Source organism: Metabacillus idriensis, assembly GCF_050483325.1.
Taxonomy (GTDB): domain Bacteria; phylum Bacillota; class Bacilli; order Bacillales; family Bacillaceae; genus Bacillus_P; species Bacillus_P idriensis_A.
In genome coordinates this window covers 132,597-151,406 of sequence record NZ_JBCMYF010000009.1, presented here as the reverse complement: position 1 = coordinate 151,406, position 18,810 = coordinate 132,597, and the positions used below count along the sequence as shown (strand labels likewise).

Annotated in this window: 17 protein-coding genes; 14 read left to right on the top strand and 3 right to left on the bottom strand. The window is 39.7% G+C overall.

What is annotated here, in order from left to right; all coding sequences use genetic code 11:
- Positions 1-52: 52 nt before the first annotated feature.
- Positions 53-1,540, bottom strand: coding sequence for an aldehyde dehydrogenase family protein (locus ABEQ24_RS07095; RefSeq protein ID WP_430006123.1), 1,488 nt, complete (start codon positions 1,538-1,540; stop codon positions 53-55).
- Positions 1,541-2,336: 796 nt separating this feature from the next.
- Between ABEQ24_RS07095 and ABEQ24_RS07090 the strand changes: the two genes are divergently transcribed.
- The 9 genes from ABEQ24_RS07090 to ABEQ24_RS07050 all read left to right on the top strand — a co-directional run bounded on the left by ABEQ24_RS07090 (position 2,337) and on the right by ABEQ24_RS07050 (position 11,688).
- Positions 2,337-3,188, top strand: coding sequence for a GRP family sugar transporter (locus tag ABEQ24_RS07090; RefSeq protein WP_430006131.1), 852 nt, complete (start codon positions 2,337-2,339; stop codon positions 3,186-3,188).
- 11 nt (positions 3,189-3,199) lie between these two features.
- Positions 3,200-3,985 carry a glucose-1-dehydrogenase gene (locus tag ABEQ24_RS07085; RefSeq protein ID WP_430006122.1) on the top strand — a complete coding sequence of 262 codons (786 nt, stop codon included), beginning with the start codon at positions 3,200-3,202 and terminating at the stop codon, positions 3,983-3,985.
- A gap of 135 nt (positions 3,986-4,120) precedes the next feature.
- Positions 4,121-4,909, top strand: a complete 789-nt coding sequence (locus ABEQ24_RS07080) for an STAS domain-containing protein (RefSeq protein WP_430006121.1) — start codon at positions 4,121-4,123, stop codon at positions 4,907-4,909.
- An 88-nt stretch (positions 4,910-4,997) separates the two neighbouring features.
- Complete coding sequence (locus tag ABEQ24_RS07075) at positions 4,998-5,486, top strand: YhcN/YlaJ family sporulation lipoprotein (RefSeq protein ID WP_430006120.1); 489 nt, start codon at positions 4,998-5,000, stop codon at positions 5,484-5,486.
- A 123-nt stretch (positions 5,487-5,609) separates the two neighbouring features.
- Positions 5,610-7,049, top strand: a complete 1,440-nt coding sequence (locus ABEQ24_RS07070) for a phospholipase D family protein (RefSeq protein WP_430006119.1) — start codon at positions 5,610-5,612, stop codon at positions 7,047-7,049.
- Between the two features lie 86 nt (positions 7,050-7,135).
- The gene (locus ABEQ24_RS07065) at positions 7,136-7,981 is read left to right on the top strand and encodes a GNAT family N-acetyltransferase (protein WP_430006118.1); all 846 of its coding nucleotides are present in this window, start codon (positions 7,136-7,138) and stop codon (positions 7,979-7,981) included.
- A 531-nt stretch (positions 7,982-8,512) separates the two neighbouring features.
- A complete protein-coding gene (locus tag ABEQ24_RS07060) occupies positions 8,513-9,835 on the top strand; it encodes an FAD-dependent oxidoreductase (protein WP_430006117.1) in 1,323 nt (440 codons plus the stop codon).
- Entirely contained in the window at positions 9,832-10,857 is a 1,026-nt protein-coding gene (locus ABEQ24_RS07055) for a class I SAM-dependent methyltransferase (protein WP_430006116.1), read from the top strand. Before ABEQ24_RS07060 ends, ABEQ24_RS07055 begins: the two co-directional genes overlap by 4 nt.
- A gap of 93 nt (positions 10,858-10,950) precedes the next feature.
- Positions 10,951-11,688, top strand: a complete 738-nt coding sequence (locus tag ABEQ24_RS07050) for an SDR family NAD(P)-dependent oxidoreductase (RefSeq protein ID WP_430006115.1) — start codon at positions 10,951-10,953, stop codon at positions 11,686-11,688.
- Between the two features lie 14 nt (positions 11,689-11,702).
- On the opposite strand, the gene ABEQ24_RS07045 is transcribed toward ABEQ24_RS07050, so the two are convergent.
- The gene (locus ABEQ24_RS07045; protein WP_430006114.1) at positions 11,703-12,875 is read right to left on the bottom strand and encodes an alanyl-tRNA editing protein; all 1,173 of its coding nucleotides are present in this window, start codon (positions 12,873-12,875) and stop codon (positions 11,703-11,705) included.
- 208 nt (positions 12,876-13,083) lie between these two features.
- On the opposite strand from ABEQ24_RS07045, the gene ABEQ24_RS07040 reads away from it, so the two are divergent.
- From ABEQ24_RS07040 to ABEQ24_RS07030, 3 genes are all read left to right on the top strand, one after another.
- Complete coding sequence (locus ABEQ24_RS07040) at positions 13,084-13,803, top strand: cobalamin B12-binding domain-containing protein (RefSeq protein WP_430006113.1); 720 nt, start codon at positions 13,084-13,086, stop codon at positions 13,801-13,803.
- Entirely contained in the window at positions 13,778-14,890 is a 1,113-nt protein-coding gene (locus ABEQ24_RS07035) for an ATP-binding protein (RefSeq protein WP_430006112.1), read from the top strand. The genes ABEQ24_RS07040 and ABEQ24_RS07035 overlap by 26 nt, the downstream gene beginning before the upstream one ends.
- 281 nt (positions 14,891-15,171) lie before the next feature.
- A complete protein-coding gene (locus ABEQ24_RS07030; RefSeq protein ID WP_430006111.1) occupies positions 15,172-15,381 on the top strand; it encodes a cold-inducible protein YdjO-related protein in 210 nt (69 codons plus the stop codon).
- A 16-nt stretch (positions 15,382-15,397) separates the two neighbouring features.
- On the opposite strand, the gene ABEQ24_RS07025 is transcribed toward ABEQ24_RS07030, so the two are convergent.
- Positions 15,398-16,051: a hypothetical protein gene (locus ABEQ24_RS07025; protein ID WP_430006110.1), complete on the bottom strand. Its 654-nt coding sequence runs from the start codon at positions 16,049-16,051 to the stop codon at positions 15,398-15,400.
- Positions 16,052-16,305: 254 nt separating this feature from the next.
- Between ABEQ24_RS07025 and ABEQ24_RS07020 the strand changes: the two genes are divergently transcribed.
- Positions 16,306-16,503, top strand: a complete 198-nt coding sequence (locus tag ABEQ24_RS07020; RefSeq protein WP_070875891.1) for a cold-inducible protein YdjO-related protein — start codon at positions 16,306-16,308, stop codon at positions 16,501-16,503.
- 118 nt (positions 16,504-16,621) lie between these two features.
- Positions 16,622-18,745 carry a DNA helicase RecQ gene (gene recQ / locus ABEQ24_RS07015; RefSeq protein WP_430006130.1) on the top strand — a complete coding sequence of 708 codons (2,124 nt, stop codon included), beginning with the start codon at positions 16,622-16,624 and terminating at the stop codon, positions 18,743-18,745.
- Positions 18,746-18,810 lie beyond the last annotated feature (65 nt).

Sequence of the window (18,810 nt, the reverse complement as noted above, 5' to 3'; positions counted from 1 at the left end):
GCCGAATCCTTATCTGTCTGTCGGAGCTAAACGGGTGATTCCGCTTTTCTTTTTAACGCTGAAGGTTAATCCAAACGCTCTTCACTTCTGTATAGTTAGACAATGCATAGGATCCCATTTCGCGTCCCAGTCCGGATTGCTTGTAGCCGCCGAACGGTGATGCAGCATCAAATGCGTTGTAGCAGTTGACCCAGACGGTTCCTGCTTTTAATTTGCTTGCTACGTAATGGGCATTGGCAATATCGCGCGTCCACAGGCCAGCTGCAAGTCCAAATTCACTTTGGTTGGCGCGGTTAATGACTTCATCCAGATCGTCATATGGCATTGCAGCGATTACTGGACCGAATATTTCTTCTCGTGCGATGGTCATTTCATCTTTAACAGCGGCAAAAATGGTAGGCGAGACGAAATATCCGTTTTCTGATGGTGAGCCGCCGCCGGTTAAGATTTCCGCGCCTTCTTCTACACCTTTTTGAATGTAGTTCAGTACGCGGTTTTGCTGTTCATCTGAAACAAGAGGCCCGATTTGAGTATCCGGCTCAATGCCCGCACCCTGGCGGATATTTTTCGCATGTGAGACCATGTCTGACACGACATTATCATAATGCTTCTTTTGGATGAAAACGCGTGATCCTGCACAGCAAACCTGGCCTTGATTGAACATAACTCCAGTGAGAGCACCAGGTACTGCAGCAGAGAGATCAGCATCAGGAAGAATGATGTTCGGCGACTTGCCGCCAAGTTCAAGTGTTACGCGCTTCAATGATTTGGACGCTTTTTCCATGATCATTTTGCCGACAGGAGTAGATCCTGTGAAAGCGATTTTATCTACATCTGGATGCATCACAAGCGCGTCTCCAGCTGTTTCGCCGAAGCCCGGAACGATGTTGACAACTCCTTCAGGGAAACCGGCTTCTGCAATCAGCTCAGCTAAATATAAAGCTGAAAGAGGGGTCTGCTCTGCCGGCTTTAATACAACTGTACATCCTGTTGCAAGTGCAGCGCCCAATTTCCACATCGCCATAAGAAGTGGGAAGTTCCAAGGAATAATCTGACCGACTACACCAAGAGCTTCATGTCTTGTGTAATTGAAAAATTGCCCGCTTACCGGAATGGTTTGTCCGACAATTTTGGTTGACCAGCCTGCATAATATCTCATATGTTCAATCGCGAGCGGAACATCGGCATTTTTAGTTTCATTAATTGGCTTTCCGTTATCAAGCGTTTCAAGCTGGGCAAGTTCTTCTTTATTTGCTTCCATTAAATCAGCTAGCTTGTACATCAGTCTGCTTCGTTCAGCAGCGCTCATTTTAGACCAAGGGCCAGCGTCAAATGCTTTTCTTGCCGCTTTAACAGCAAGATCAATATCAGCCTTGTCGCCTTCATAAACGGCTGCAAGCGTTTCGCCTGTAGCGGGGTTAGGAGTGTTGAACGTCTTTTTAGATACACTCTCGACAAATTCTCCGTTTATAAACAGTTTTTTCTTTCCCTGCAGAAATTTCTCCAGTTTTTCTCCAACTTTCAATGTAGCTTGACTCATAAATAATCAGCCTCCTAAAATAATATTGGTGAAAATATATGTAGAAATCATGCTGAAGACAGGCAAGCAGACTGCCTGTTATAGCGCTACAAAATTGTAAGCGATTACATTAAAATAATATACTAAAAATTCTTAATTTACAATAAATAAGTCTTTTTAATCTATTAAAATATGAATATCCCAGAAATGATTGGATGGAGTCATAAAATGCTGAAAAAATTCAGAGCTTTAAAAAGCGAAAGAGAGAAATAAAAGCAGTCATCGTAATAACGGGTTAGCTCACCTGAAGACAGTATTCAGCATTTTAAGGATTTAACACCTATTTTTCATAAGACTAAAACAGCAGGCATCCTTCAGAAAAGATGTCTGTTTTTCTCTTGCATGGATAGAAATAACGGGAGCAAATAAATGAAGGTTTCATAAGAATCACATTCAAATCTTTCTAAATAGCTCTGCAACTGTTTTTCACTGACTGAATCCAATATTCCTGACATTTCAATCGGATAACGATACTGCACAAAAAAATCCCAGGCACCATTTTCCTTAAAAAGATCTTCCATCATGATCATCCTTTCTTGTTAACAGTATGAAGTAGATCCGCTTTTTCTAAACAGAGAAGTTTATGCCGTCGCTTTTAGTGGAAATGTGTAAGAGATTCATGCCAAAGCGTGTTATTTTTGCAACTCTCAGGAAACCATATAAAATGATTCAGTTCAGGTTCTCTGTTCTTACTATTAAAATGTGCACGCTTTTTGATGGATACTCAGACTTTGTAAACAGAAAGGAAATCATCATGATCGGTATACTTCTTGCATTAATTCCTGCTGTTGCGTGGGGAAGCCTTGTGCTTGTCAGTGTAAAACTTGGAGGAAATGCCTACAGCCAAACTTTGGGCATAACAGTCGGAGCGTTTTTATTCTCGCTTGTCATGTCCTTTTTTTCAAATCCGGACCTGACTCCACTCGTCTGGTCAATCGGGATTGTCTCAGGTATCTTTTGGACCGTTGGACAATTAAATCAGCTTGCAAGCGTCAAACACATCGGCGTTTCTAAAACTGTTCCAATTTCAACAGGAATGCAGCTGATCGGAACAACTTTATTCGGTGTTCTTCTATTTAAAGAATGGGACACAAAAATGACGGTTATTCTTGGCAGCATCGCCATTCTTTTCATTATTGGAGGTGTTGTTTTAACTTCAATCGGGCAAAAAGACGAAGAAGATGCAGGCAAAAGCCTTAAAAAAGGATTATTGATTTTATTTATTTCATCATTAGGGTACATAGGCTATGTTATTATCATCCGGTATTTTGAAATTGACGGGTGGGCAGCCATTTTGCCTCAGGCGATCGGAATGGTTGCAGCTGCCGCAGCTTTAACTGCCAGACATAAGCCATTTGATAAATTTGCTTTGCGCAATATTTTAACTGGGTTAATGTGGGCAGCCGGAAATCTGGGACTGCTTCTTGCTCTTCCTAAGATCGGGGTCGCTACAAGTTTTTCTCTATCTCAGACAGGCATTATCATTTCTACGCTTGGCGGAATTTTTCTGCTTGGAGAAAAGAAAACGAAAAAACAGATTATCTTTGTCATTATCGGCTGCGTCCTGATTATCGCAGGCGGAGTCTTATTGGGTTATACAAAACGCTAGGAGGTATTCTTATGTATCCGAGTTTAAAAGGAAAAGTCGCTGCTGTTACAGGTGCTTCTTCAGGCCTTGGAAAAGCCATTGCACAGCGCTTTGCTGCAGAAGGGGCAAAGGTAGTGGTTAATTATCTGACTGAGGATGACAAACCTGATCTTGTCATTGAAGAAATAAAAGCAAATGGCGGTGAGGCTTCAAAAATACAGGGAGATGTTTCACAAGAGCACGATGTGAAAAGAATTGTCCAGTTTGCTGTTGAAACTTATGGAACGCTTGATGTTATGGTGAACAACGCAGGTATTCAAGCAGAAATCCCGACCGAGGAGCTCACGCTTGAAAGCTGGAACAAAGTCATTCAAACGAATCTGACAGGTGCATTCCTTGGAAGCAGGGAAGCAGTCAGGCATATGCTTGATCATAATATCAAAGGATCCATCATTAACATGTCATCTGTTCATCAGCAGATTCCCTGGCCTCATTTCGCACATTATGCAGCAAGCAAAGGCGGCATCAAGCTTCTGACTGAAACGCTGGCTCTTGAGTATGCTTCATCTGGGATCCGGGTAAATAATATCGCGCCAGGAGCAATTGATACCCCGATTAATGCAGAAAAATTTGCAGATCCGGAAGCCAAAAAAGATGTCATTGATCTGATCCCTATGGGGTACATCGGAAAACCTGAAGAAATTGCTGCTTGTGTAGTGTGGCTCGCATCATCTGAGGCAAGCTATGTAACCGGAATTACCCTTTATGCTGATGGAGGGATGACGAAATACCCAAGCTTTCAGGCTGGAAAAGGTTAAATAAACGAAATCCCGCAGTCGTTAATGCTGCGGGTATTATATGTATTCTCATATATAGGTACTTTATCCTTTCCAAAAGTAAAGAAATGTTTATAATTGTTATATATGTAAGATTGCTTTAGGGGGAAAACTTGATTGATAAATAAAACCACCATATTAGAAAATATGAACGTTTACGCGCTGCTGAACAGCATCGGTGAAGGGCTCATATTTGCAGATAATGATTTTCAGATCATTTGGTTCAATGATACGGCAAAAGGGATATTAGAAAAAGTTGGTCCGCACGTAGGCATAGAAGATCCACAAGATTTTATTGGCTGCAATATTCAAAAATTTCATGGCGAACGTCAGCAAAACATCCTTGCCAATGGACCATTTCCTCATAGCGGGCAAATTAAATTATTTAACCGGTACACAGCCCAAATTGTTGTTGACCGATTAAGGGATCACGAAAATCAGGAAGCGGGATTCGTCTTAACATGGCGAGACGTGACAGAATATGAAAATGTGATTGAAGAAGGTAAAGCTTTACTCGAAGAAATGTATACGCCTATTATTGGAACGGCACTTGATTCGGCATTATTAATAGCACTGACCGGTACGCTGACGGAAGAAAGAATGGAGAACATGAAAGAAAAAATTCTTCAGCAATCGTCTATACGGCAAGCGGACTATATCATATTTGATTTCACCGGGATTGGTGAAACGTTTGAAGAAACGATTTCCTTTCACTTAAATCAAATTGTGGAAGCTCTCCGGTTGATGGGAACGGAATCAATATTTGTCGGACTGAATCCAAAATTAGTTCAGCATATTACCTTAAACGGCATAGCCCTAAATGTCCGCACATTTCAATCTTTTAAGCAGGGGATTCAATTAATATGGAAAGAAAAAGGATATAATCTTCAAAAAATCAGCGATTAGCCGCTTTTGGCTTATCGTTTTTTTGTGTGAATAAAAATGCCATTTTTGCAGAAGATAAGGGCGATGAAATGAATGGAGGAATGCAGTCTTGAATAAAAGAAAACTGTTAACTGGCACATCCATCGCTCTATCCCTTTTAATAAGTGCAGGATGCGGAATGGATAATAATGCACGTGAAAATGATAATATCATGAACAATGAACTGAAAAATGTCACATATGATAATCAAACCAATGAACAAAACAGGATGGCTGTAGCGGATGATGCTGCGAAAAGGGCAGCTGACATGAAGGAAATTAAATATGCCAATGTAATTGTTACAAATAATAATGCTTATGCTGCAGTAGTTCTAGAAGGCGATCCTAAAGGGAAGCTGTCAGATGACCTTAAAAACAGGGTAGCAGATCAGGTAAGATCCACAGACCGTGAACTAAACAATGTGTATGTTTCAGAAAATCCGGACTTCTTTGACCGTATGAAAGATTACGGCGATAAAATCCGCAGCGGAGAGCCTGTTGCCGGCCTCGCAGATGAATTTAACGAAATGATTAAACGTGTTTTCCCTCAAGCGAAATAAACCGAATCAAACAGGCCGGATGCAAAATGATCCGGTCTGTTTTTTTTCTTTTTAAAAAGGTTTTTTTACATCTTTATTAGGGCATATAATGAAAGCTATGATCTTTATTTAGGAGGAGTCTTATTGTCCCGTTTTCGTTTAATGAGGCTGAAAAACAAACGGCCGCAGCTTTTATTACTTATTCTCATTATTTTAACCGGAACAATTATTTATCAGAGTTACAAACCACTCCCGGAAAATATCTCCTATGAGGGAGATGTCCACAAAGTTGAAGATGTGGACTTTTTGTATGACTTAACGTATAAAATAGAAGGCCGGGTTGAAGCGGATCAAATGATTTTTGATGCGATTTATAAAGCAATCGATGAAGCGGAAGAATTTATTGTCATTGATTTGTTTTTGTTCAATGGATACTACGATCGAGGAGAAAGCTACCCTGAAATCAGCAAAGAACTTACTGATAAACTTCTTCAGAAAAAAAAGGAAAATCCGAATTTGCCAATCGTTTTTATTACAGATGATATCAATACCTCGTACGGATCACATCCATCTAAAGAATTAGAAGCTTTTAAAAAAGCCGGCATTGAAGTAGTAATGTCAGATATGAATGCTTTGCGGGATTCAAACCCGCTTTATTCAAGTGTTTGGAGAACTTTTTTTCAGTGGTTTGGCCAGTCTGGCCCCGCATGGCTTTCTAATCCATTCGGTGAAACAGCTCCTGATATAACATTCAGATCTTATTTGAAACTATTTAATGTAAAAGCCAATCACCGAAAAGCAGTCGCTACAGAAAAAACTGCCATTGTGCCATCAGCCAACCCTCATGATGCGAGCGGTTACCATTCTAATGTAGCTTTCCAGGTAAGCGGAAATGTGATTGCGGATGTCCTTGAATCAGAACAGGCAGTTTCAAATTATTCCGGAGGGCCCAAACTGCCTGAATATGAGAAAAAGAACAATGAGAAGGGCGATATTAAAGTGCAGGTTTTAACAGAAGGGAAAATTTATAAACGCCTGCTTGAAACGATTCGAAATGCGAAGAAAGATGATGAAATTTGGATTGGGATGTTTTATCTCGCAGACCGCCAAGTCATAGATTCACTGGTTGATGCTTCGAACCGCGGAGCAAAAATAAAAATGATTCTGGATCCGAATCAAAATGCATTCGGACAGGAGAAAATCGGCATTCCGAATCGTCCGGTCGCAGAAGAACTCTTAGAAGATACAAATAACAAAATTGAGATCAGATGGTACAATACGACAAAAGAGCAGTATCATCCCAAAATGCTTTACATTAAAAGCAATGATGAAGCAACGATTATCAGCGGATCTGCCAACTTTACGAAGCGTAACCTTGATGACCTTAATCTAGAAAATAATCTTAAAATTGCAGCTCCAGCCGATGCACAGGTCATGAAAGAAGTAGATGCTTATTTTGAAAAACTATGGAAAAATGACGGTGCTGATTTCACATTGGATTTTGAAAAGTACAGAGATGATATGCCATTTATTAAACGGGCAATTTATGCTGTTCAAAAATTTTTCAGGTTTACTACGTTTTAACTCCGGTGATAAAGCCGGAGTTTTTTTACATTTTGCGGAGGGATTTATAAAGCTGAAAGCTAATTATATAGCAGAGGTGAAATCAGATGAAACTGACAGAATACAAGGATAGAAGTCTTTTTTTTGAACTGGCGGAACCATTCCTGTTAAAAAATGAAGCAGAAAATAACCTTACACTTGGGCTTTTAGGAGCTTTTAAACGTACCATTCCTGCTGCGAATGTCTATACCGCTGCAGTGGAAGCAGATGGTGAGCTTGCGATGACGCTGCTGATGACACCTCCGCATAACTTAATCCTGTCGTTTAATGAAGATGTAATGACTGAGAACATTCTTTATGAGACCGTTCGGACACTTAGTATGAAGAATGTAAATATCCCTGGTGTGGTCGGGGAGAGGAAATGGACAGCGCCTTTTGCGAAAATATGGTCTGCCGAAACTGAAGACAGAGCTGAAATTGTATTGGAACAAAAGATCTATCGTCTTCAGGAAGTGACGAAACTAAAACGCAGCAGCGGGAAATTTGCTTTGGCAGAATTAGACCATCTGCCGCTTTTGACCGAGTGGATGATGGATTTTATGAATTACACGAATGAGCCTCCAATTACAGCCCTGCAGGCGGCAGGAAGAATGAAACAGTTTATTGCAGAGAAATCCGTATATCTTTGGTTGGAAGATGATAAACCGGTATCGATGGCAAAGAAATCGAGGTCCACCAAAAATGGAATTTGCGTATCGCTGGTTTATACTCCAGTTGATTTCAGAGGCAAAGGGTACGCAAGCAGCTGCGTGGCTGAGCTTAGCGGGCTTCTGTTAAAAGACTTTTCCTTTTGCACACTCTATACAGACCTCGCAAACCCGACATCAAACAGTATTTATCAAAAAATAGGCTATCAGCCTATTCAAGATTCGATCATGATTACTTTTTCTTAGGTTTTTTTGTAAACTTTGTTAGTCTAAATTCTAAAAACTTTAAGTGGATTTTGGCAGATAAACTTGAGTCCTGCGGTCCGGCTGGGAGCCTCCTCAGCAGAATGAAGTTACCGAAGCGCAAAGGAGCGGAACATTTAACAAATCAACGTGCATGTAAAAATAGCATTTTCTTAGTACGGCGCTTTCTTTTGAAAGCGTTTTTTAGTGTCAGAATTTATATGCTATATGTTTCAAAAGCAAGTGGAAACTTTTGAATCGTACCCTGCAAAACTGAATAACGATGTGGAACGGTAAGAATGCCCGGATAACCTTTTTAAAAAATGAAAACAGAAAATACATTTGACAGAAGCTCATGTCATTTTCGCACCAAACTCTGGACTGCGCCCTATTATCGAGTCAGACCCGAACTGGAGGTCAGAAAGGGCATCATCACTCATATCAGCATGATAAGCCCCCCAACACCCCCTTAGAGAGTTATGCGGTTTCATTTTTTAACAAAAGTGGAAATGATACGACAAAGGCGGTGAGAGGATGAAAACACAAGTATTGGTGATCGGCGGCGGGGTAGGCGGTTTAACAGCAGCTTTGAAACTTGCAAAATGCGGTATAGAAGTGTGTGTTGTAGAGCAGACAAAGGGAACGGCTCATATGTACAAAGGAGAATTGCTGCAGCCGAAAAGCCTTGAAATTTTTCATCAGCTTGGTCTGAACAAGACAATTTTAAAAGCAGGACATCAAATAAATGAAATTGAAATGAATGAAATGAAACGAAAAAAAGGAACGTATGTAAAGCTTGGAACGGCCACTATGAGATACAGTATAATTGAGAGCGAATACAATTACGCCCTCATGATTCCTCACGAAAAGCTTAAAGAAATGCTGCTTGAAAAAGCGAAAGAGCATCCTGCTTTTCATTATATACAGCCTGCAAAGTTTAAAGAATTCAAAGATCAGGCGGCTGTTGTCACAAGCAATAAAGAAGAATTTATGATTGAGGCAGATTATTACATCGGAGCGGAGGGAAGGAGATCAAACGTCAGAAAGGCCATGAATGTCAAATTAAATGAACATGAATATGATCATCATTTTTTAACCGTAACTTTTGAAAGACCTGAGTCTATGACTGAGGGGAAAATTATTTCAACACCACACGCTTTTCTCGGTCTATTTCCGCTTCCGAACAATCAAGTCAGAACGGTTTACCTCATCCAGTCAGGAGAATATCAATCGTTAAAAGAACGGGGAATTGAACATTTTCATAAAAAGTATATTGATTTGTGCCCGGAACTTGACGGTTACGTGACCAAACTTAAAGAATGGAAAAACATTCAGCTGATGATTCCCATTCATTTTCATGCGGAGACCTATGTAAAAGATAACATGGCCATCATAGGAGATTCTGCACACAGTGTACATCCAATGGCAGGTGAAGGGATGAACCTTGCCATACAGGACGGGGATGTTTTGGGAGAACTTCTTTGCTGGATGTACAAACATGATGAGCACCATCCTAAAAACTTACTATGGTATGAAAAAGTCCGCAAAGCCCGTGTGGATTTTATTTTAAATCTAAGCCACTTATCAGCCCTTGCATACTCAAAGCCGTTTCGTTATTTCGGATCGCTTAGAAATAAAAGTCTTAAACAGATGACAGAGGATGAAAAGCTCCACACGAAACAAATGCTGAACATTTCAGGACTTGGCATCTGGAAAGAATCTTTTTTTGACCGTCTTGTTCAAATCGGTGTTCTGCCTCCGAGAACTCTTCAGAATATTGAACTGCTGCATACAAGGTATATGTTTACTTATGAAAATGATTATCCATGGGAAGTGAATGGGAGGTACAGCATATGATGTTCGCTGAATATGTCCGCTTATATAAAGCAAGAAGCTGGATGAAGCGCAATATGCCTTTTTTGTACTGCTGGCATGCATACGTAGGGTATGAACTGGACTTGTTTGAGATCTTCAAATCACCTAAAACGATCAAAGAAGTGGCGGCGATTCATTCCTTGGAACTTGAGCTTCTTGAGCGATGGGTCGAAGTAGGGGTATCTATCAAATACTTAAAAGAAGTTTCCAAAAATCGCTTCAAGACATCAAAGAGCTTTATGCTGCCTGACAGCAAAAAAGATCCAAAATCAGTCGGAATCCTCCTGAAAGAAATGATGGAGCTTCACATTCCTGCATTATTAACGTATCCCTCAATCATGAAAACAGATGAACGGCAGACATTTGATCACGAACAGCACGGAACAACAGTCGCAAAGACCTCTTCCTTGCTTGAGCAGCTCGCTTATCCTAAACTGATTCAGCTCGTGAAAAAGAATCATATCCAGTCGATTGTCGACGCTGGCTGCGGACATGGCGGCTATTTACAAAAACTATCTCAAGCCCTGCCAGATATAAAGCTTACTGGGATTGAAATCAATGAAGAAGTAGCTGAAGAAGCTGCGGGCAGATGCAGGGACATTCCTAACATCGCCATTACTTGCATGGATGTAGAAGAGTGGAGGACTGAGGCACCTGCCGATTTAATTATGATGAATAACCTGCTTCATTATATTTCCCCCGAAAAAAGAGTCAGTGTGATTCAAAATCTAAGCACCTGTCTTTCTTCAAACGGGATGATCTCAATTATTACCCCGATAAGGAAACCAAAGCACGGCAAACAATTTTCTAGTGTATTTAATAGTTTCTTTACTGCTTTTGATAATCTATATGCTCTGCCGACAAAAAAAGAGCTTTCATCCATTGCGGAGCAATCCAATATGAAACTGAAAGGCTTAAAACCCATTATTCGTGAAGGCGGCTGGTATTTTGCCACTTTCGTAAAAAAGGGAGATCCAGGTTTAGTTCATGGGAATAACAGTTAAATACAGATCGAAACGGATAATAAATTGCCCGGCGATTTTTAGCTTATTGGTATTGATACAAAAATCAAAGCTCTTTGGATTGGAGAACTCAAAATGAAACTGAAAAATAAAACAGCTTTAGTCACAGGTGCATCAAAAGGACTCGGGAAAGTAATTGCATCGGAGCTTTCGTTAATGGGGGCAGATGTTTATTTAAATTATGCGCACTCAGATGATCATGCTAAAAAAGTTCAAAAACAAATTGAACAAGCTGGAGGAAGAGCCTTTCTTGCAAAAGGAGATATCACGAGCGAGGAGGGTGTGCGCCATGTCACAAAGGACAGAACATTTGATATTCTGGTCAATAATGCAACAGGTCCTCAGCCAGAGCTTTCAATTGAAGAAGCAAGCTGGGCAGACTATGAAGATCAGCTGAAATTCTTTGTAAAAGCGCCATTTTTATTACTTAAAGCGGTGCTGCCCGGTATGAAAAAACAGAAAAACGGATCCATCATCAACATTGGCAGTGAAGTCATATCACTTGGCAATCCGTCTTTTTCAAATTACGTAACAGCAAAATCCGCGATGCTTGGGATGACGCGTTCATGGGCAAATGAACTTGGAGATTATGGAATTCGGGTCAACCTTGTAAATCCGGGCTTTATTCCGGTTGAACGGCATGAGAAAGTTCAAGCAGAGGATATTCATGCGTATCAATCAAGCATTCCGCTAAAACGAATGGGCACTCCGGAAGACATTGCGAAGACAGTCGCTTATCTTGCCTCTGAAGACTCAGCTTTTATAACAGGCCAAACCATTTCTGTAAACGGAGGTAAGACGTTCGGCATATAAACCAATGGACCAGCTTATAAAAGCTGGTCCATTGTTTCTGTCATTCGTAAAAAGAAACGTTCAGTTTCAGAGGCATCTCCGAATTTTGCCTGTGCCTGCTTTTCGCTGCCTCCGCCTTTTCCATCGAAATCGGCAAGATGGCTTTTAAATAATGAACCGGCATGAACAGTGCCTATTTGTGAGAAAAGGACGCAATTTTCACTGATGGAACCGAGAAGGACATATTGCTTTCCATTTTCTACTAATAGGGAGGCAATCATTTGCAGCTCTTTTATTGTTTTCTTTTCAAACAGCATATGGCCAAATGGTCCACTCTGTTTCATTTCCACTTTTTCAGCAGTAAAAGCGGCGTTTTCTGCCCTCAGCTGTTCTGTTTCTTTTTTCAGCATCTTTGTTTCCTGATCCATTGCTGTTAATCTTGCTGAAATCTCATTTGTGGAAGTCTGAAAGAACTGACTTGCAAATTGAATGGTTTCCTGAATGCTCTGATAATCGGAAAGAGCGCGTAAGCCGCATTTGAAATGAAGTCGGATCATTCCTTTTTGTTTTTCTGTCTTAATCAGCTTAACCAATCCGATTTCTCCAGTGTGTTCAACGTGTGTGCCGCAGCATGCAGAAGTGTCAATGCCTTCTATTTGAACAATTCTGATCTTTTCTTTCAAGTCTGGCCATTTTCTCAGCGGCAAATCACTAAGTTCTGTTTCTTCAGCGAAAAACGTATGTATTTTTCTGTTTTCAAAGATATATTGATTCGTTTTCTCCTCTATAAGTTTTATTTGCTCAGGCGTTAATTGAGGCGTCCTTAAATCAATGGTTACTGTGTCAGATCCCAAATGGAAGCTTTCAGTATGAAAATCAAATAATTCTATGCAAACAGCAGATAAGAGATGCTGACCTGTATGATGCTGCATATGATCGATTCTGCGTCTGCTGTTTACTTTGCAAGTCACTTCATTTTCAAATGGAAATTCAGTGACAATATGATAGATTTCTTCATCGATTTCTAAAAGGCCTGCAACTTCAATATGATCAATGAAACCTTGATCAGAAGGCTGTCCTCCGCCTTCCGGATAAAAAGCTGTTTCTTTTAACTTTACCAGCTTTAATCCATTTCGTTCTTCTGTTCCTGTAACCGTTGTTTTCCACTCGAATGTTTTAGGGGAGGTATAATATAACTTCTCATTCATTTTAAGCATCCTCTCAAAAATCTTCTCTTTATTATTGTATCAAACTCAGCCTATTCATATAAGAGATAGGATGTATTGTAAAGATTTGAGAAAAATTCGCCAGGCGAACGAATATTTGTATCTAGTTGTCTAGTTATGTGTTACCCTTAAACTATAATGCCATTTACCGCACATTTCCTCTTGACTGTTGGTTTAGGTAGATAAGAAGATGAAAAACGATTGGTTGGTGATTTTTATGAATCCCGTTAAAGAGTTAAGTCAATTGTTCATCGATGGCGAACACAGTCTTTCATGGAGCTACTTAAACAGTATGATAGAAGCAGATACAACCAGTATGGAAGTCTATGGCTTTCTATCAGACACAATGGACAATGTCGGAGAATTGTGGGAAATGAATCGTGCGACTGTGGCAGATGAATATGTAGCAGCTGCTGTCTGTAAATCTATGATCTCCAGTTACTACTACCTAAAAGTGGAACAATTACATAAAGAACCTAATATATTATCACCTGCAACGATAAAGCCGCGTGTTATGCTGCTTTCAATGAGAAATGAAGAACATACAATCGGCATGATGATGACTTCTTTCTTATTTAAAGAATATGGCTGGGAAGCAAGCTGTATAGAGTCAAATGTTTCAATGGATCATATTCGTCAGTATGCTGAGAAATGGAAGCCGGATGTCATTGCATTTTCGACAAGTGTACTCTGCAACATTCCGACTGTTATTCAATATATGGATGATCTGCAAAAGCTGAATTATTCGCCGACGATTATGCTCGGGGGAAAACTGACAAGCGATTTTGATCTCGATTATTACTGCCCGCCGAACACCGTGGTGATTCAAAACATAGACCAGCTCGGCAGCTGGATTGAAAAATCTAACGCAAGGAATGATCGCCATGGAAATGCAATTAATCGCAAGTAAATATGACAAAATACCATTTCCTTATTTTCTGGTCGATCGAAAACTTAAGATCGTATCAGTTTCAAAATGCACGTTTAATATATTTGATGAGGAAAGCCATTTCCTTGATATAGTGGGAATTGGAAGCAAGAAAAAAGCAGCTAAGTTTATTTTGGACACGCCGTCCATTACGAAAATTGAGCTGAATTTAAAAACGAAATCAAATCCAATGACATTATTTGATGTATATATTCAATATGAGGGGAAAAACTTCATTCATATTTTCTGCATCGATAAAGAAGAAAGTGTGGATCAGATCTATCAGGCTGTTAAAACGCTAGAGGGTGATTTGCTTTATGCAAATCTTAATTTGCTTGAAAAGCAGGAACAGCTTGAGAAATCGCTGCAGCAGATGAAGGAACTTGCCATAAAGCAGGACAGTCTGGCAACGGTCAGTCAAATTGCAGCAAGCATCGCCCATGAAATCAGCAATCCGCTTACAAGTGTAAAGGGATTCCTGCAGCTGCTAAAACCTCATTTAATTGAAATCGGAAAAGGACACTATGCTGATGTTGCATTAGAAGAATTAAACCGGGCAAACGATATCATCTACGATTTTTTAGATAACTCAAATGTGAAAAAAGATGATGTGCAGCCTATTTTGCTGAGGAAACTGATAAATGACATTATTTTGATATGTAAAAGCGAAGCGATTTTGTCAAATTGTGAGCTTTCTTATACTGTTACAAATCCAGATCTATTGATAACAGTTGATATAAAGCAAATGAAACAAGTACTGCTGAACATTGTCAAAAATGCAATGGAAGCCATTCAAATCAGTCATCAAAAAGATCATGGCATCATTGAGATTACAACCAGAATCGAAGATGATCATGTTGTAATCCAAATTGCAGACAACGGCATAGGAATGGAAAAGGAGACAGTAGATTCCCTTTTTAAACCATTCTTTACAACCAAAGAACAAGGAACAGGCATAGGACTTGCGGTTTGCTTAGAAATCATAAAGTCGAATAACGGCAGGATTGAAGTTGCAAGCAAAGAAGGTCTTGGGTCTGCCTTCAGCGTTTCTTTGCCCATTCTTATATAGGACAAAAGCTGGATTGAGTCATTCAATCCGGCTTTTTTTGTATGACTAAATCAGTATTAATTATGACATAAATAATCCCGAAAATGAAGCTGGAAATTCCAAAACTCTCAATATTCTCTGTTTTATGAGCAATCATTCACGAATCAAAAGGCTTAGATGAGTGAATAGATAAATGAATGAAAGAGAGGTAAATAAAATGTTTCATATGATCTAAAAAAGTAAAATGACATAAATAATTTATGTTTTAAAGCGTATACTAAATAAAAAAAGGAGTTATGCTCATGTACTTTGCGAAAAAGGGTGCTGAAGAACCCGTTACAATTATTGAAGACACAACGGTATACGCTTGTGAATCGGAAGCTTGTAATGGCTGGATGAGAAAAGATTTTTCCACGGAAGATCTGTCCTGCCCAATGTGCGGAAGTCAGATGTCAGAAGAAGTGCGTGAGCTGCCGCAAATAAAAATGGACTACAATCCTTTCAGTAAATAAAACAAAGGCTGCCAAATTAATCGGCAGCCTTAAGACTTTTTCTGTATGAAAGCCATAATGCAAGAACAAAAATAAGTTCAAACGCGTTCGTAGCAGCAGAGCTTGGCACTGGAAGGGATATGGCGCTGCCAATCAGCATTATGACGACGCCGATCAGCATAATCGGCCATTTCGTTTTTCTCCAAATGCTATAGCCGGCTGCAAGAAGATACACCATTAAAAACAAAACCATCATTGGGGGACCTGAGGTGTGTGCCGATGAGTAGCGCAGGACACCATATTCATAGACAGGTATTAAAGACAGAGGAAGTGTTTCTGTCACAATTTCAATGATCATCAGCACTAAAGTAAAAACAAGAGCAAAATAATAGGAAACGCGTGATTTTGCCCACTTCACCCCAAATCCATTTGCTATATACCAGGCAAAAAGAACAAGGAAAGGTGTGAACAGGGCATGAGTCCAAAAACGGATCAGGCTGATGGAATTTAATTGCGGGCCTTCTCCAATAAATGCACCTGATGCAATAATCGAATTATCAAGGATTAATCCAAAAGTAACAAGAAGTAATATGGTTCCTGGGGCAGTTGCTTTTCTTCTTAATGAAAAGATTCCAATTGCAAATAATAGGATGTAAGTAAGCGTGAAGATTAAATAAATAATTGTGTCCATCATTGAGACCTCCTTAATCAAGTTTAATTCAAGGAGACCGTTATCTGCAATTAGGAGCATCTATTGACAAATGCAGTAAAATCGTATAAAATAATCTAGCAGTATTGCATTTAAATTCACTACTTATAAAGAGTCATCACGCAAAGGGTACTTTTTATAATTGGTGAATTTTTTTCTTCCAGTTAATAACGTTTATGATTTTCTAAAAATGCTTCATCCTATTTATTAAACAGAATCTGAGAGGAGAGTCATGAATGTATAGAAAAAAACCAGAAGATATCGTCACAGAGGAAACGAAGGTATGGATTTGCACATCTGAGGACTGCAAGGGCTGGGTGCGCGACAACTTTAAAAGCAGCGAAAGCGAAACACCTGTTTGTCCGCTCTGCAAAAGCGAAATGAAAGCCAGCACTAAAGTGCTAGAGGTTATAAATAATCATAAAAAGTACTAAAAAAAACTCTATTTTAGAGTTTTTTTTATTTATACAAAAATCGATTTTAACTTGGTCTATAGCCAAGCTAACTGCGCAGATGTAAAATTGGAGTACAGTCATTTTCAGGAGGGATATCATTTTGTTAGAACAAGCGAAAGAGCATTTGCAGCACTATTTTGGATATTCATCATTTCGTCCGGGACAGGAAGAAATTATCAGCAACGTTTTAAATGGAAATCATTCAGCAGGCATAATGCCGACTGGAGGAGGAAAGTCCATTTGCTATCAGATTCCTGCTCTCCTATTTTCAGGTATAACCCTTGTCATTTCTCCGCTTATTTCACTTATGAAAGATCAGGTGGACTCCCTTGATCAGGCAGGAATCCCTGCGACTTTCCTCAATAGTACACTTTCCCAGACAGAAACCAGCGAGAGACTCTTAGATTTAGAAGCAGGCAATTATCGTATTTTATATGCCGCTCCAGAAAGACTGGAATCATCTTTTTTTATTGAGCAGCTTCAAAGAATGAATATTTCCATGGTAGCAGTTGATGAAGCTCACTGTATTTCACAATGGGGTCATGATTTTCGGCCAAGCTATTTAAGAATTAAAGAATTAAAGACAATACTTAAATCTAATCCCGTTTTTCTTGCATTGACAGCTACAGCGACTCCAATTGTTAAAGAAGACATTTGCACCTCCCTGGGAATTCAAGAACAATATACAACGATTACTGGATTTGAACGGAGAAATTTATCATTCAATGTAAGTAAAGGGGAGAATAGATACGACTTCATTGAAAGATACATAGCTAAAAACAGCATGGAGTCAGGAATCATATACGCTGCTACAAGAAAAGAAACAGACCACATTTATGAACGGCTTATTAAAAAAGGAATTCTGGCAGGAAAATATCACGGCGGGATGAGTGATGTGCAGCGCGGGCTGCAGCAGGATCTGTTCTTAAGGGATGATATCGTTGTAATGGTTGCTACAAATGCATTTGGGATGGGCATTGATAAATCTAATGTCAGATATGTCATTCATTATCAGCTTCCTAAAAATATGGAAAGCTATTACCAGGAAGCGGGGAGAGCCGGAAGAGATGGTTTAGACAGTGAATGTATTCTGCTGTATTCGCCGCAGGATATTCGATTGCAGCGTTATCTAATCGAGCAATCTACCTTCCAAGAAGAAAGACAGCAGGCAGAGCTAGGTAAACTGCATCAAATGCGCGATTATTGTCATACGGAAGGATGTCTTCAAACATATATTCTGAATTATTTCGGTGACAGTGAAGCCGAGCCGTGCGGCAAATGCAGCAATTGCATGGACGAGCGCACACATGAGGATGTAACGAAAGAAGCGCAAATGGTGCTCTCATGCATGATCAGAATGGGGCAAAGATTCGGTAAAACCATGATCAGCCAGGTGCTGACGGGCTCTTCAAACAAAAAAGTAATTGATTTTAAATTTAATGAGCTTTCCACTTATGGCATACTAAAACACCAGACAGCAAAAGAAGTCAGCGAATTTATTGATTTTCTGACATCTGAGCAATATATATCAATCACAGGCGGACAATTCCCTGTGCTTGTTGTCGAAGAAAAGGGACTAGAGGTTCTAAAGGGTCATTTAGAAGTGCACCGAAAGGAAAAAATGCGTATTGTTGAATCTGCAGAGAATGACGGGCTGTTCTTGCAGCTGAAAGAACTGAGAAAGCAGCTTGCAACAGATGAAAATGTGCCGCCGTTCGTGATTTTCTCAGATAAATCACTGAAAGATATGTGTGTCAAAATGCCGAAGACGATCGAAGAATTTCTTGCCGTTCAAGGGGTTGGGGAATCAAAACAGCAAAAGTATGGAGAAGTCTTTGTAGACAAAATAACCGTGTATTTGGACGAGTTTCCAAACAGTGAACAGTCTGCCCAAACGATGGCACCAGTGAAAAAAGAGCGGAAAGAATCATCTCATTTGGACACGCTTCAGTTATATAAAGAAGGTCTGAGTGTAAAAGAAATGGCTGAAAAAAGAAATTTATCTGTGATTACAATCGAAAATCATTTGCTGCGCTGTGCCAAAGAGGGGCTGGATATTCATTTTGCGGAGTGGATTCCAGTTGAATATGAAAAGCAAATTGAAGAGGCGATCCGCACACATGGGTATGGATTGCTGAAGCCGTTAAAAGAAAGCCTTCCTGATGAAGTGACCTATTTCATGATTAAAGCGGCAATTGTAAAAAGAGAGTTAGTTCACTGAAGAGGGTTAAAATGATATAGAAAAGCCCAGCTGGCATTTCAGCTGGGCTATATTTTAGGGGTGAA

Excerpts from the sequence above, each read along its gene's own strand:
- ABEQ24_RS07095 (WP_430006123.1), bottom strand. The coding sequence starts at position 1,540 with ATGAGTCAAGCTACATTGAAAGTTGGAGAAAAACTGGAGAAATTTCTG.
- ABEQ24_RS07085 (WP_430006122.1), top strand. The coding sequence starts at position 3,200 with ATGTATCCGAGTTTAAAAGGAAAAGTCGCTGCTGTTACAGGTGCTTCT.
- ABEQ24_RS07065 (WP_430006118.1), top strand. The coding sequence starts at position 7,136 with ATGAAACTGACAGAATACAAGGATAGAAGTCTTTTTTTTGAACTGGCG.
- ABEQ24_RS07060 (WP_430006117.1), top strand. The coding sequence starts at position 8,513 with ATGAAAACACAAGTATTGGTGATCGGCGGCGGGGTAGGCGGTTTAACA.
- ABEQ24_RS07055 (WP_430006116.1), top strand. The coding sequence starts at position 9,832 with ATGATGTTCGCTGAATATGTCCGCTTATATAAAGCAAGAAGCTGGATG.
- ABEQ24_RS07050 (WP_430006115.1), top strand. The coding sequence starts at position 10,951 with ATGAAACTGAAAAATAAAACAGCTTTAGTCACAGGTGCATCAAAAGGA.
- ABEQ24_RS07045 (WP_430006114.1), bottom strand. The coding sequence starts at position 12,875 with ATGAATGAGAAGTTATATTATACCTCCCCTAAAACATTCGAGTGGAAA.
- ABEQ24_RS07040 (WP_430006113.1), top strand. The coding sequence starts at position 13,084 with ATGAAAAACGATTGGTTGGTGATTTTTATGAATCCCGTTAAAGAGTTA.
- ABEQ24_RS07035 (WP_430006112.1), top strand. The coding sequence starts at position 13,778 with ATGGAAATGCAATTAATCGCAAGTAAATATGACAAAATACCATTTCCT.
- ABEQ24_RS07030 (WP_430006111.1), top strand. The coding sequence starts at position 15,172 with ATGTACTTTGCGAAAAAGGGTGCTGAAGAACCCGTTACAATTATTGAA.
- ABEQ24_RS07025 (WP_430006110.1), bottom strand. The coding sequence starts at position 16,051 with ATGGACACAATTATTTATTTAATCTTCACGCTTACTTACATCCTATTA.
- ABEQ24_RS07020 (WP_070875891.1), top strand. The coding sequence starts at position 16,306 with ATGTATAGAAAAAAACCAGAAGATATCGTCACAGAGGAAACGAAGGTA.